We start from the raw sequence: 13333 nt of genomic DNA, 5'->3' as shown, positions 1-13333 counted from the left end.
CTTCTTATTCTTCTCCAATCAAGCGCAAGAGATAGTGGCCATATTCATTCTTTTTCAATGGCTGCGCCAATTCATGCACTTGCTCTTTAGTGATATAGCCCATACGATAGGCAATTTCTTCCAGATTTGCCACCTGAACGTTCTGCATCCGCTGAACCGTTTCGATATATTGAGCGGCTTCTAAGAGACTTTCGTGAGTTCCTGTATCCAACCAAGCGAAACCACGTCCCATGAGCTCAACAGACAAATCACCACGATCCAAGTAGGCCTTGTTGACATCTGTGATTTCCAACTCACCGCGAGGACTTGGTTTGATGTTCTTGGCAATTTCGACGACATCGTTATCGTAGAAGTACAGTCCTGTCACTGCATAGTTAGAGCGCGGTTGTTCCGGTTTTTCTTCGATGGAGATAGCATTCATATTTTCATCAAATTCTACAACACCAAAGCGTTCTGGATCCTTAACATGGTAGCCAAAAACAGTTGCTCCTTTTTCCTTAGCAGCAGCATTTTGGAGCATTTTACTCAGACCTGGTCCATGGTAGATATTATCCCCAAGAATCAGCGCCACGCGGTCATCTCCAATAAAATCAGCCCCAATGATAAAGGCTTGTGCCAATCCATCCGGACTTGGCTGCTCTGCATAAGAAAGCTTGATACCGAACTCAGATCCATCTCCCAGCAGATCCTCAAAACGAGGCAGATCCGTCGGAGTGGAGATAATCAAGATGTCCTTGATACCAGCCAGCATAAGAGTTGACAGTGGATAATAAATCATGGGTTTGTCATAAACCGGCATGAGCTGTTTTGACGCAGCGCGGGTCAATGGATACAAACGTGTACCAGAACCACCTGCAAGAATAATACCTTTCATATGAGTTTCCTCTCTTAATGTATTCTCCTTATTCTACCATTTTTGAAAGCGGATGTCATCCTTTTCACTAGCCTTAAATAAAAGAAAAAGAGCGGAAATTCCGCTTTCTTCCGCTCTTTGATTCTAAGTTGGCATTACCCCAAAGCCACATCCAAAACCATCATGAGAACAAAGCCCACCATGAGACCTAAAGTCGACACATCGGTATTGCCATTGGTCTGCGAGTCCGGTATCAGTTCCTCTACCACCACGAAAATCATAGCTCCTGCCGCAAAGGAAAGGGCATAGGGCAGAATCGCCGTCATGGCCATAACAGCAACTGCCCCCAGAACCGCTCCGATTGGCTCTACAATAGCAGACATGGAGCCCCAGTAAAAGGCTTTAAGCCGAGACTTACCGTCCGTCCGAATCGGAATGGACAGAGCCGCTCCTTCTGGGACGTTTTGCAGGCCAATTCCCAAAGCTAGGCCAATCGCGCCGACAAAGGCTTCCGGACTAGGATTGGCGGCCAAAGCACCAAAGGCTACTCCGACTGCCAAACCTTCTGGAAAATTGTGAATGGTAATGGCTAAGAAGAGCAGGGCTGTCTTGGACAGCTTCTTTCGGCTGTGCTCAGGAACACTTTCTGCCTCCGAAATGTCTTTGCTCAAGTGCAAGTGAGGCACCACCGCATCAATCAGCCGCAGGAAAAAACCGCCCACTAAAAAGCCAATCGCTGCTGGCAACCAGGATAGCTTGCCATAAGAACTTTGCGCATACTCAATCGACGGTGCCAGAAGTGACCAAAAGGAAGCCGCAATCATAACGCCTGCCGCAAAGCCCATCATAATATCCAGCAGCTTACGACTGACCTGTTTAAAGAAAAATACAACAGCCGAGCCTACAATGGTACACCCCCATGTAAAAAGCCCAGCCAAGAAAGCCTGCATAACCACAGGCTGCGTTCGTAACCAATCCATAACTTCTCCTTATCCTCTAAAATCAATCATATAAAATCGTCTTGGTTTCCCCTATACAGTGTTTTTCCTCATTCCAGTAATGAATCCGCTCGAAAGAGCCTTTCCGCCAGTAGAGAGGCAAACGTTCACGTATGTCATCCTGCATATCTATTTGGCCAAGTTCCGAAATCTTTCACCATTTGGGCTCTCCTTCATGATCGTTTCCCCTGACCTGTCCTTCAAATGCAGTACAAAGAAAATCGTAATATACATACCGTTCTTCTTTACTTGGATTAGTGAAGCCTGAAATCCCCTTCAATTCCAAGTTTAGAGCAGTCAGCCCCGTTTCTTCTTTTAATTCGCGCCTTGCAGCTTCGAAAAAAGATTCTGGAAACTCTACCTCCCCACCTGGTTGTATCCATCCCTTAAAGTTATCATGCTGGCGATTAAGTAGTAGGATTTCTTCATCTTTTTTTACACAAATATTGACCCAATTCAAAATAGTTTCTGTCATATCAAACCTTCTTTACATACCGCTCAATAGGATAGTCCGCTGGATCCAGAACAACTGCTTCTCCTAAAGCCATTTGGACCAATTGGCGTCCGATAAGCGGACCAGTTGTCAGACCAGAAGAGCCTAATCCGCTGGCAGCGTAGACATACGGTAAGTCTGGCACAGCTCCAAAGAAAGGAGCAAAGTCGCTGGTATAGGCCCGTGTTCCCACGCGCTCGCCTAAAATCTCTGCTTTAGACAGCCTTAGCAAGTAAGTTTCCGCTTCTTGCTGCAACTGATTCAGCACTGTCCTATCTACCGTCAAATCAAAGCCCTGATTATTTTCATGACTGGCACCGACGCTGACCGTGCCTGCCAGAAAAGGAATGATATCCAGCTCACCCTCAGGCATAACAACTGGGTAGTCATCCGTCTTTTCAGCCAGCCTGAAATCACGTAGCTGTCCTTTTTGCGGCCGAACATCTGTCTTATAGCCCAGCGGCCGCAAGATTTCTCCCAACCAAGCCCCAACAGCTAAGATGACACAGTCAAAGCTACGACCATCCACCAGAAGTTGCTCTCCTTCTACTGTCAAGCTTACCTTTTTCTCAACCAACTCTGCCTTGCTTGCTTTCACAAGCGTCTCCGTCAAGAGTGCTCCCTCCACACGGGCACCACCGGAAGCATAAAGAAGTTGAGCAAAGCCTTGCAAGTCTGGAAATTTCTCCTGGGCTTCCTGACGGCTGAGAAGACTCACCTCCCCTATTAACGGCGACTCTTCCCGACGATTAGCAGCTAAATCATAAAGTTCTTTCAGCTTGCTCTCATCCTTTTTCAGCAGATAAACACCTGTCTGTTGGTAAAAGTCTGTCTGGATTCCAGCATCTTTCAGTTCCGCAATCAAGTCCTGATAAAAATCAGCGCCCAGACGCGCCATCCTATACCAAGCCTTGTTGCGTCGCTTGGAAAACCAAGGACTGATAATGCCAGCGGCTGCCTTGGTTGCCTGCCCCTTGCCGTCATCAAAGACAGTCACTTCCACATCTGGGGATTTTGAAAGATAGTATGCTGCTGTTGAGCCGACAATCCCAGCTCCAATCACTGCTACTCTTTTCATGTCGCTCCCTCTCAAATATGTCGGAAAGGATTGGTCCAAGCCTGACTAGCTAGAATCTCAATCTCCCATCCTTCTTCTGCCTTCCAAGTATCAAGCTTTTCTTTTAATTTTTCCGTAAATAGAACCTCGATATGATGTCCAGGATCCAGCGCTAAAAGACCTTCAGTCAGCATTTCCTGAGCTGTATGATAGTAAATATCACCTGTAATGTAGACCTGCGCTCCCTTGGTAATAGCCTCTGAATAAAAGGACTGACCGCTGCCGCCACAAATAGCCACACGCTCAATCACGCGTTCGAGATCCGCTTCTTCATAAGTAACCAGACGCAAACTATCTAGTCCAAAACTTGCCTTGACCTTAGCCGCAAAGTCCCCAAAGGTCTGAGGAGCAATCCTCCCCACGCGGCCAATACCGTGATCTGGACTCGTCTGACTGAGAAAACTTGTCTCCTCAATATCTAATAACTGGCAGAACCAGTCATTGAGCCCGTCCTCTACAACATCAATATTGGTATGACTGACATAGACAGCAATATCATGCTTGATGAGGTCTAAAATCATCTGATTTTGTGCTTTATCCGCCACTAGCTCCTTGAGGGGGCGAAAGATAGGCGCATGCTTAACGATAATCAGTCCAGCACCTGCCTCAATAGCCTCCGCCACCGTCTGCTCGCGAATATCCAGCGCCACTAGAACCTTATCCACTTCTTTGTCCAGAGTTCCGATTTGCAGGCCTGAAATGTCGCCCTCCATGGACAGTTCTTGCGGGCAATAGGCTTCATAACGGGCTATGATTTCACTTGCTAACATGGAGCACCTCCTTGATACCTTCGATTTTTTGGAACATAGCAGAGCGTTCCAACTCATTCTTTTCTGGGATATGGACTAGAGCTCCTTCTAGTTTCTTCAGTTCTTTCTGCCATCTTAGCTGAAAAGCAGGTGACTGTTGCTTCATCAGAAAAGGTCCGAAGCGCTTTTCTTGCTCTGTCAAAGTTTGCTGACCTTCTTCTGCCACTAAAATTTCATAAAACTTACCAGCCTCTTCTAAGATATCCTCAGCCAGCAAGTGAAAGCCATTAGATACTAGCCAGCTGCGAAGCTCATCCTCTCGATTATTGGGCTGCAAAATCAAGCGGGAAATAGACGCAAGTTTCGCTCTGCCATTTTCCAAAATCTCTGAAATCAAGCGACCACCCATACCAGCGATAACGATGGTGTCAATCTGATCTTCTGCTTCCAAAGCCGCCAGACCATTGGCCAAGCGAACCTTAATCTGCTCCGTCAGTCCATGTTCTGCAACATTTTTCTGGGCAGACTGAAAAGGCCCCTCTACCACTTCTCCGGCCAGAGCCTTCTCAATCCGTCCCTGCTGAATCAGGTAAATAGGCAGATAGGCATGATCGCTCCCAACATCCAGCAACTTTGCCCCATCCGGAACAAAAGCAGCTATTCGCTCCAAGCGTTGGGAAATAGTCTTTTTTTGCATTGCTTACTCTTTTCTAAACATTCTTCTATTCAGTATATCATTTTTAAAGGTATAAAAAAAGCAGCGGAGGAAAAATCAGCCTGTTGATAAACTGATTTTGTCTCGCCACTTGATGATGGGAAGTTCCTACCCATCACATGTTTATTTGATTTCCTGATACTCGGCAGCTAAACCGCGCTGAACCGCCGGACGAGCTGCAATCTTCTCCGCCCAAGCAGATAGATGTTTGTAGGAGAAGGCATCCAAGAACTCAGCTGCGCCTGGATAGAGCTTATCCTGTACTAACTGCCCATACCAAGACCAGATAGCAATATCAGCAATACTGTAGTCATCTCCAGCGATATAAGCTTTCTTGGCCAATTCTTTATCTAATAAATCAAGCTGACGCTTGGCTTCCATCGTAAAGCGGTTGATAGGATATTCTAGCTTTTCTGGAGCATAGTTAAAGAAATGACCGAATCCGCCTCCCAAGAAGGGCGCCGCTCCCGTCTGCCAGAAGAGCCAGTTGAGCACCTCAGTTCGACCAGCCAAATCTGACGGAATCAGCTTTCCAAACTTCTCTGCTAGATAGAGCAGGATATTGGCTGACTCAAAGACAGGAATCGGCTTATGAGCTAACTGATCCAGCAAGGCTGGAATCTTTGAGTTGGGATTGATTTTCACAAAATCTGAGCCAAACTGGTCGCCGTCCATGATGCTGATCTTATAGAGGTCATAGGCTGCCTCAGTGATACCCGCTGCCAGTAGTTCCTCCAGCATAATCGTCACCTTGACTCCATTAGGAGTCCCAAGTGAATAAAGCTGAAAAGGCTCTTTACCGACTGGAAGCTTCTGCTCAAAGCGCGCGCCTGCAGAAGGCTGATTGATACCTGAAAATTTTCCTTGATCGCTGTCCGCAGCAGACCAGACTTTTGGCAATTGATAGGTCATACTTTTCTCCTTTTTTATAAAATCAAGGGCCTGTCGTATCTAACAGGCCGCTGTAAATCAAATAAAGTCAGTCCTTCCACAAATTCATGGCATTGAGGAAATCATCTGAAACTGTCACATTTTGAGGGTTAGCGGCTTCACGCTCTTCCCTCTTAGCTTCTACTTGAGCAAGTGTTGTGATGCCTTCCTTGCGCCAATTGCGCAAGATAGCCTGAATATACTTCCAGTTGGCCTTGCCATTAAACACAGCCTCACGAAGAGCAGCCTTGACCAAGTCAGGATTGGTTTTATCGTCTTGAACAGTCTTGGTCAAATCCTCAATTTCAAAGGGTGTCAAGAGACGGCCCAGCTCCTGCTGGAAGGTCTCCACCAAGTCTTTCAAAACATTCTGAGGTGCCTTTGCCACAGTCTGTGGACCACTTTTGGCTACCAGCAGTTCATCCAGCTTTTCCAAAGCCGGCGAAGCATCAAAGATAACCTCTGTCTCTCCATTCAACTCAATGGTCTTATACTGCAAGAGACCTTTCTCCGTCAGATGGGACATAGAGCGATTGACTTCTGACAGAGTCTTACCAATATGCTCCGCAATCTGACTAGGTGCCAACTCTTCCAAGGAAGTCGTATTTTGCAGATAGAAAAACTGCCAGACCAAAAAATCATCGCTGGAATCAAAGATGTCCTTAAAATGTAAAAGAAGGGCACTCGGGATTACTAGATTGCCCGATTTAAAAGCTGATAAATAAGTCATGTCACCTCTTATAGATAAGCAAAAAACGATACATCATTTTCAGGACTTTCCCAGTCAAAAGGTGTCTCCTGATAGACAGCATAATTGACCCAATTGCTGAAAAAGAGTGCCGCGGCCGAACTCCAACGCAAGGCCGGTGTCGCATGGACATCATCGTTTTTGAAATAATTCTCTGGAATATGTGGATTCTTCCCTGCCTTCAAATCGCGGAAATACTCTTTAGATAAAGTATCGCGGTCGTATTCCATGTGACCGAAACTATACACCTCTCGCAAGTCCCGGCTAGCTAATACAGAGAGGCCCGTATCCTCTCCATACGAGAGAATTTCCAGATTAGTCAGATTGACAATATCTTCCTTTAGAACTTCAGTATGACGGGAATGCGGCGTATAAAACTCATCGTCAAAGCCACGGAAAAGTAGATTACTGCTGTCAGCTGACTGGCTATAGACACCCGATAATTTGCGCGTCATCTGCTGCTTGTCCACGCCGTAGCGAGCATAAAGTCCAGCCTGAGCTCCCCAACAGATATGCAGAGTCGAAAAGACATGAGTCTTGGACCATTCAATCACCTGCTGGAACTCTTCCCAGTAGTCCACCGCTTCAAAAGGCAGATGCTCTACCGGTGCACCAGTGATAATCAAGCCATCAAAATAGCGATTTTTAACCTCATCAAAAGTCTTATAGAAAGTCTCCATATGCTCTGCACGTGTCGTTTTAGACTGATGAGAGCTCATGTAGAGGAAGTCAATAGTCAGCTGCAGCGGCGTATTAGCCAAGTGGCGCAGTATCTGAGTCTCCGTCACCATTTTCTGAGGCATGAGATTGAGTACCAGAATATTCAGAGGGCGGATATCCTGATGGTCCGCCCTATCGTCATCCATGACAAAGATATTCTCAGAACTTAAAATTTCAACAGCTGGCAGTTTCTTATCAATCTTAATTGGCATGAAAATATCTCCTTCAATCGTTAGAAAGGCTTGGAAATACATTTCCAGCCTATTCTTTGTTTATAGAATGTACTTTCATTATACTGAAAGGAGATATAGTTTTCAATTATACTTTTTCTCTAACTAGATATAGTTAGAAACTATGCATTAATAGTGCATTAGAACCTTATAGTCGTAATCGCCGATAACTTCGCGACCCTTGAGCTCATCCAGTTCAATAAGGAAGGCGCATCCAGCCACTACACCGCCAAGGCGCTCAATCATCTCAATCGTCGCCTTCACTGTTCCACCAGTCGCAAGGAGATCATCGACAATCAGAACGCGCTGACCTGGCTTGATAGCATCCGCATGCATGGTCAAAGTATCTACACCGTACTCTTTTTCATAGTCAGCTGAGATAACCTCACGAGGAAGCTTACCAGGCTTGCGGACTGGAGCAAAGCCGATTCCTAACTCAAAGGCAACTGGACAGCCCACGATAAAGCCACGAGCTTCCGGTCCAACAATCATGTCAATCTTCTTATCTGTCGCATACTGAACAATCTCACGAACAGCGTAGCTATAAGCATTTCCATCTGCCATCAGCGGGCTGATATCACGGAATGTCACGCCTTCCTTAGGATAATTTTCGATTGTTGCAATGTAGTCTTTTAAATTCATGATATACTTTCTTTCAAAAAAATTTTTTACTCTCTATTATATCACTTTTTCATCCAAAAGGTAATAGAAAAGTTATTTTTTAAGGCCATCTATTATTTACATACAAAAGCCTATTCCTCATTCATTTAATTAATTAGGATTTTTGTTAAAGTTAAAAATCCTCTCCTTCTTATGGAGAGGATTAAATTGTTTCATAGAAGATGAGATGATTTCAAATCTATCGAACAGAGAGAAAAAATTCAGTTTTGACGCTTAAGATAATGCCATTCATCTAAAATTTTCTCCTTTGCGAGACTTAGGCTTAGTCCTTCATTATCTCATCTCTCCATCAAATAATCATAAATCTCCTGCACGGTGCCCAGAGCCATGAGTTCTTGTTCTTTGACTAGGCGCTTGAGATCTTGATAAACACGACTGCTGTCAATTTCTTTCTTTTCTGCTTCTTTATTGACTTTCATGACGCCTTCCGTGATGCTGACAAAGCCCAACTCTTCAAAAATCTGAATCATTTTGACCAAGAGAATAGGGTCGATTTTCAGGTAAGCTGCTAGATCCTTAAGCTTATAGCGAACGTCAAACTCAGGGAACTGATAAATTGTCTTGTAAAGTTTGGCAAACTGCTCACGGGTACCGTAACCGGTCAGATAGTATGGCTTAGCAATCTCATTCTTAAAGTAAATCGCTTCAAAATCCTGAGACTGAAGAATCGTCTTCAAGACCTGCAAATCATCGGGCAGGTCATAAACCACAACTGCTCTGCTATTTGTCAAATCTGGCAACTCCTCTGTGAAACGCAAGACTGGAACCTTGTCAGGCAGCGTCGCATTTTTGCTGCGAATATTGAAAAGCTGAACACCGTCCACACGGGCATCTACCAGCATGAGCTGGAGACTGGTCTGTCCATTCCATTTATTGACAGAGAGGCTGACAGCTAACTCCAGATTCTTGGTTTGGGCAAACTCTGTCGCTAGGCTTCCTTGACCAAAAGCTACTACTTCAAAAGATGCATCTTCCTGAGAAATTTTCAGCTTGAGATGGCTATTGCCAGCCCCCATAGTCCGAGCATTATCCACTTTAAAGCCCTTGAGGTAAAAAAGCGGCTTCTTATTGTCCATACCAAAAGGCGCCAGTCTCTCAAAGCTTTTAAGTGTGTCAAGGGTCAGTTCTGGCAGGTGCAGCTCCTCATCTAAATACAGGGCTGTTTTGCCAGTCAAATCCAAATCATTATCTGAGATGTAGGCTGTCAGGATAACAGATAGCTCTGCTAGTTTGTCTGCTTCAAGAGTCATTCCAGCTGCTCCAGCGTGCCCACCAAAGGCTATAAAGAGGTCACGGTGGCTGTCCAAGGCCTCAAAAATATTGATCGCTTCAATACTGCGGGCGCTGCCCTTTGCGATACCATCCTCAATATTGAGCACTATGACTGGCTGGTGCAGCTCTTCCAGCAAGCGCCCTGCGACAATTCCTAGTACACCAGGATTCCAGCCTTCCTTGGCCAACACCTGCACTGGTCTCTTAGAATCCAGCATGGTTTGTGCCTCTTCATAAATCTGCTGGACGATTTCCTTGCGCTCGTCATTTTTCTGGTTAATCATAAGCGCAATGTCACGAGCTTCTTCGTCATCAAAGCCAGTCAAAAGTTCAACCGCTGGATTGGGATCGTCCAGCCGTCCCAAAGCATTGAGTCGGGGAGCAAGCTGGAAGCCAACCGTTTCTTCATCCAGTTCATCTGGCTGAATACCAGCGATTTTGAAGAGTTCCTGAAGTCCTACGCGCTGGGTATTTTTGAGAACAGAGAGACCATATTTGACTAGAATCCGATTTTCCCCCGTCAGACTGACCATATCGGCAATGGTACCGATAGCAACTAAGTCCAAAAGTTCGACTTGGACTTCTTCCAGCAAGGCTGTTGCCAGCTTAAAAGCCACTCCACAGCCAGCCAGATGCTTGAAAGGGTAATCCGCTCCGCTATGTTCCGGATGGACAATCGCATAGGCATTTGGCAGCTCCTCAGGCATGGAGTGGTGATCCGTCACGATGACATCCACGCCGAGAGACTGGGCCAGCTCGATAGCTTCAAGGCCAGCCACTCCATTATCCACTGTAATAATGAGCGAGATGCCTTGATTTTCAATAAAATATTTGTAAACACTGCTATTAGGACCATAGCCGTCCGTAAAGCGATTGGGCAGATAGACCTGACACTCCGCCCCCAGCTGCTCCAAGGCTTCCTTGACAATAGATGCTGAGGTCATCCCATCAGCATCATAATCGCCATAGATCAAAATCTGCTCGTAGTTCTCAATCGCTGCGCGAATGCGCTCCACTGCCCGCTCCATATCATGCAGGTCATAAGGGTCGTGAAGCTGGTCTAAACCAGGCTCCAAAAATTCCTGTAAAGCCTCTTCAGTCTGCACACCTCTTTGGTAAAGAAGACTGGCAGCGGCAGGTTCTAATCCAGCTTTCTTAGCCTTTTTTAAAAATTTTTCGTCTATAAAATTAGTGGCAAACTGCCAGTCGTATTTTGAGCTAATCATGATGAGTGAAACACTTTCTCCGTTCAATCTTGTCTGAATATTATAACATGAAAAGACTGGTTCAACCAGTCTCAAACTTTCTATCTACGAGCAAGGCCCTCAGTCTCACTCATCTAGGTAAAGACCCTTAGCAACGCTTTGGTCAATAACTTCCTGAGCCAATTCCCAAAGAGTTTCAGAGGTTTCTTGGATAAAGGATTTCTTAGCGATGACCTGCGACTTGGTCAGGCCATGAGGGTTGTCATGGGGCTGAGCGACTTCCAAGTGATTGAGCAGAGGAACCAGAGCATCCAACACTCGGGCATATTTAGCCTCTATGCTAATGCCAGTTTCAAACTCCTGCCAAAGCTCTAAAAAGGAATCCTGCTGATCTGACGGCAACTTGTCCAAACTGATTTTCAAGGAGTCCAGCTCTCTATCATAAGAATCACTCTTTCCTACATCGTCAAAGATAAAGGTATCGCCAGCATATATTTCGCCCAAATCATGAATCAGTAACATAGACATGACCTTTTCCAGATTAACTTCTTCGGGAATATATTCTCGAAAAACTAGCGCCATGAGCGCACCCTGCCAACTATGCTCTGCAGAATTTTCGAAACGATAGGCATCCAAGGTTCGATTGTTGCGATGAGTGGCTTTGAGTTTTTCCAGCTCATTGGTAAAAGCCAGCTGCTGTTGTAGACGTTCAAGCATGTGGAACTCCTTTGAAATATTTTTATAGCTATTTCAATTCAAAATTGATAGTTGCTCTTAACGCTCTATATGATTTTCTTCAAAAACTAAACTTTCACTTCTTTTCTGTTTTTCTTCCCTCGCCAGCGAATCACCAACTCTGACGTCAGGTGGGTCAGGATAATCGTCAGAAGGAAGGCCCAACGGCCAGTTTCCCACTTGGTCAGGTGCTGGGATTTGAACAGAAAGAAAGATAACTCAATAAAGATAGGATGGAGGGAGAAATAAAGGATACTTAGATCTTTTAAATGTCGCCAATCTTTTCGCGCTTCCACTGTGTTTTTAACAGCCGATTGAATAAGAAGAACGTAAAGAGAATGAGAACAAAGAAAAAGTTTTTATCCAGTCCCTGCCTGATGTAAACCAGCACTCCTTCGCCTACTAGGAAAAGACTCGCCAACAGAAGAGGCAGCCAGCGTTTTTTCTGAAATAATGCTATCTGCTCGTAATCAGCTAGAAAGTAGCCTAAATAGATAAAAATGGGCGTATAGAAGAGGCCATTCCTGCTAGTGAAAAAGAGCTTGGCATAGACATCGTACCAGTCCGTCAGCAGGCTAGGCGCCAGGTAGGCGTGATAAGTCTCAATAGCACCTAAGGCAAAGAGAACCAGTAAAAGAACAAATGTTTTCTTGGGACCCAACTTCCTATACAAAAAATGGACCAGCAATAAACCTAAGAGAAAGGCAGGAATATACCAAAGCTGGTAGCTCATTCCGATGTAGAAGAGCGCTGCTAGAATAGCCAGCGGAGCTAGGTAGAGAGGCAAGTGCAGAGATTGGAAGTAAGTCAAAGCATAGAGAAGATAGACCAAACTCCAAAAGCAATAGACCTTTAAAATGCCTTTGATATACAGAGTCAGTTTCGTAGAACCGTGCTCTGGCTTCCAGCGTAATCGGAAAAAATAGACTGAAGAAATTAAAAAGAAAGGGACTGCCATGCGGCCAAACATACTCTTCTGAATAAAATGCAGGGCTTCATGTTCAAAAAGTCTCTGACAGTGAACCAGAATTACCAAAAGGGAAGCGATATATTGAAAAAGGCTGAGCAGGGCATAATTGACTGGCTGCTCTGGCTCTATGACTTCTCTCCTTTGCATCGAGCTTTCTCCTTATGAGGTTTGTTTAAGATGTAAATGAGCACTTTTTTCCTTTGACCTAGGACTTGACTAGCCAAACATGCTGAAAGGCAGCAATGTCCCGATAAGGAGATTGGTTGCAGACAGCCAGCTCCATCTCAAGCATCTTTTCAGCCCAGCCAGGGGCAGTTTTATAGTCATTGGATTGCAGCCCGTAAAAAATCCGTATCCCTTGATAATCCTGAACCTCTAAAGGCAGACCTGAAATCACTTCCTGAACCTGATAGACCTTAGCAGCCCCCATGCTGTGGGTTTGATATTCCTGACCTTCCAAAAAATGCTGAGCTTTTTCTGGGTCATTTTCAAAAACCACCGTATGCATAATGCGTCCAACCTCGTGATGCTTGACCAGAGAAATTTTGCCGTCCTTTTTTAAGAGGCGGGAAAATTCTGTCAAATAGAGAGCAGGGTCAGATACATACTCTAAGACATTATGACAGATGATGATATCAAAAGACTGGTCAGGCAGATTTTGCAGAAGGTCCAAGCTGCCTTGCAATTGCTCATAGGAAAAGTCCTGCTTGCGCTCGGCAATCATTTCTGAGTTCGGCTCGATGGCAGTTACTTGGTTCTTTTCCGCTAGAAAATCAGCCACAATCCCAAAACCGCTACCGAAATCAAGAATTTTCTGGCCCTTCAGCGACTCTAGAAAAGCAAAAACAATATCATACTGAAGCTTGCCCCAAGGCGCCTGCAGATGAGCTTTGTAGGCTTGTAGATTAGCTGTCATA

General features: G+C 45.2%; 12 protein-coding genes and 2 pseudogenes. All 14 read right to left on the bottom strand.

The window, feature by feature from the left end; all coding sequences use genetic code 11:
* Positions 1–4 precede the first annotated feature (4 nt).
* The gene (gene rfbA, locus ELZ47_RS04715) at positions 5–874 is read right to left on the bottom strand and encodes a glucose-1-phosphate thymidylyltransferase RfbA (protein ID WP_002897349.1); all 870 of its coding nucleotides are present in this window, start codon (positions 872–874) and stop codon (positions 5–7) included.
* 134 nt (positions 875–1008) lie between these two features.
* Positions 1009–1833 carry a ZIP family manganese transporter TmpA gene (gene tmpA / locus ELZ47_RS04705; RefSeq protein WP_126435417.1) on the bottom strand — a complete coding sequence of 275 codons (825 nt, stop codon included), beginning with the start codon at positions 1831–1833 and terminating at the stop codon, positions 1009–1011.
* Positions 1834–1855: 22 nt separating this feature from the next.
* A pseudogene (locus ELZ47_RS04700) lies at positions 1856–2326 on the bottom strand (8-oxo-dGTP diphosphatase).
* 1 nt (position 2327) lies between these two features.
* Positions 2328–3422 carry an NAD(P)/FAD-dependent oxidoreductase gene (locus tag ELZ47_RS04695; protein WP_126435415.1) on the bottom strand — a complete coding sequence of 365 codons (1095 nt, stop codon included), beginning with the start codon at positions 3420–3422 and terminating at the stop codon, positions 2328–2330.
* 11 nt (positions 3423–3433) lie between these two features.
* Complete coding sequence (locus ELZ47_RS04690) at positions 3434–4231, bottom strand: Nif3-like dinuclear metal center hexameric protein (RefSeq protein ID WP_125331326.1); 798 nt, start codon at positions 4229–4231, stop codon at positions 3434–3436.
* Positions 4218–4907, bottom strand: coding sequence for a tRNA (adenine(22)-N(1))-methyltransferase (locus ELZ47_RS04685; RefSeq protein ID WP_125331327.1), 690 nt, complete (start codon positions 4905–4907; stop codon positions 4218–4220). The genes ELZ47_RS04690 and ELZ47_RS04685 overlap by 14 nt, the downstream gene beginning before the upstream one ends.
* Before the next feature lie 141 nt (positions 4908–5048).
* Entirely contained in the window at positions 5049–5837 is a 789-nt protein-coding gene (yghU, locus tag ELZ47_RS04680; protein WP_125331328.1) for a glutathione-dependent disulfide-bond oxidoreductase, read from the bottom strand.
* 67 nt (positions 5838–5904) lie between these two features.
* Positions 5905–6585, bottom strand: a complete 681-nt coding sequence (locus tag ELZ47_RS04675; RefSeq protein ID WP_125331329.1) for a DnaD domain-containing protein — start codon at positions 6583–6585, stop codon at positions 5905–5907.
* 8 nt (positions 6586–6593) lie between these two features.
* Positions 6594–7535 (bottom strand): homoserine O-acetyltransferase MetA, encoded by a 942-nt coding sequence (metA, locus tag ELZ47_RS04670; RefSeq protein WP_125331330.1) that lies wholly within the window; start codon positions 7533–7535, stop codon positions 6594–6596.
* A gap of 147 nt (positions 7536–7682) precedes the next feature.
* Positions 7683–8195, bottom strand: coding sequence for an adenine phosphoribosyltransferase (locus ELZ47_RS04665; RefSeq protein ID WP_002897341.1), 513 nt, complete (start codon positions 8193–8195; stop codon positions 7683–7685).
* 317 nt (positions 8196–8512) lie between these two features.
* On the bottom strand, positions 8513–10732 hold the full coding sequence (recJ, locus tag ELZ47_RS04660) for a single-stranded-DNA-specific exonuclease RecJ (protein WP_126435414.1): 2220 nt from the start codon (positions 10730–10732) through the stop codon (positions 8513–8515).
* Between the two features lie 105 nt (positions 10733–10837).
* Positions 10838–11428, bottom strand: a complete 591-nt coding sequence (locus ELZ47_RS04655) for an HD domain-containing protein (RefSeq protein ID WP_126435412.1) — start codon at positions 11426–11428, stop codon at positions 10838–10840.
* Between the two features lie 86 nt (positions 11429–11514).
* Positions 11515–12563: pseudogene (locus tag ELZ47_RS04650) on the bottom strand (acyltransferase family protein).
* Positions 12564–12621: 58 nt separating this feature from the next.
* Positions 12622–13332, bottom strand: coding sequence for a class I SAM-dependent methyltransferase (locus ELZ47_RS04645; protein ID WP_125331334.1), 711 nt, complete (start codon positions 13330–13332; stop codon positions 12622–12624).
* Position 13333 lies beyond the last annotated feature (1 nt).

The organism is Streptococcus sanguinis, assembly GCF_900635155.1.
Taxonomy (GTDB): Bacteria; Bacillota; Bacilli; order Lactobacillales; family Streptococcaceae; genus Streptococcus; species Streptococcus sanguinis_G.
The sequence above is the reverse complement of the archived record's forward strand: the minus strand, read 5'-3'. Positions and strand labels throughout refer to the sequence as shown.

Coding starts and splice junctions, on each gene's coding strand:
- rfbA (WP_002897349.1), bottom strand. CDS start 874: ATGAAAGGTATTATTCTTGCAGGTGGTTCTGGTACACGTTTGTATCCA.
- ELZ47_RS04665 (WP_002897341.1), bottom strand. CDS start 8,195: ATGAATTTAAAAGACTACATTGCAACAATCGAAAATTATCCTAAGGAA.
- recJ (WP_126435414.1), bottom strand. CDS start 10,732: ATGATTAGCTCAAAATACGACTGGCAGTTTGCCACTAATTTTATAGAC.
- ELZ47_RS04645 (WP_125331334.1), bottom strand. CDS start 13,332: ATGACAGCTAATCTACAAGCCTACAAAGCTCATCTGCAGGCGCCTTGG.
- ELZ47_RS04685 (WP_125331327.1), bottom strand. CDS start 4,907: ATGCAAAAAAAGACTATTTCCCAACGCTTGGAGCGAATAGCTGCTTTT.
- tmpA (WP_126435417.1), bottom strand. CDS start 1,833: ATGGATTGGTTACGAACGCAGCCTGTGGTTATGCAGGCTTTCTTGGCT.
- ELZ47_RS04690 (WP_125331326.1), bottom strand. CDS start 4,231: ATGTTAGCAAGTGAAATCATAGCCCGTTATGAAGCCTATTGCCCGCAA.
- yghU (WP_125331328.1), bottom strand. CDS start 5,837: ATGACCTATCAATTGCCAAAAGTCTGGTCTGCTGCGGACAGCGATCAA.
- ELZ47_RS04695 (WP_126435415.1), bottom strand. CDS start 3,422: ATGAAAAGAGTAGCAGTGATTGGAGCTGGGATTGTCGGCTCAACAGCA.
- metA (WP_125331330.1), bottom strand. CDS start 7,535: ATGCCAATTAAGATTGATAAGAAACTGCCAGCTGTTGAAATTTTAAGT.
- ELZ47_RS04655 (WP_126435412.1), bottom strand. CDS start 11,428: ATGCTTGAACGTCTACAACAGCAGCTGGCTTTTACCAATGAGCTGGAA.
- ELZ47_RS04675 (WP_125331329.1), bottom strand. CDS start 6,585: ATGACTTATTTATCAGCTTTTAAATCGGGCAATCTAGTAATCCCGAGT.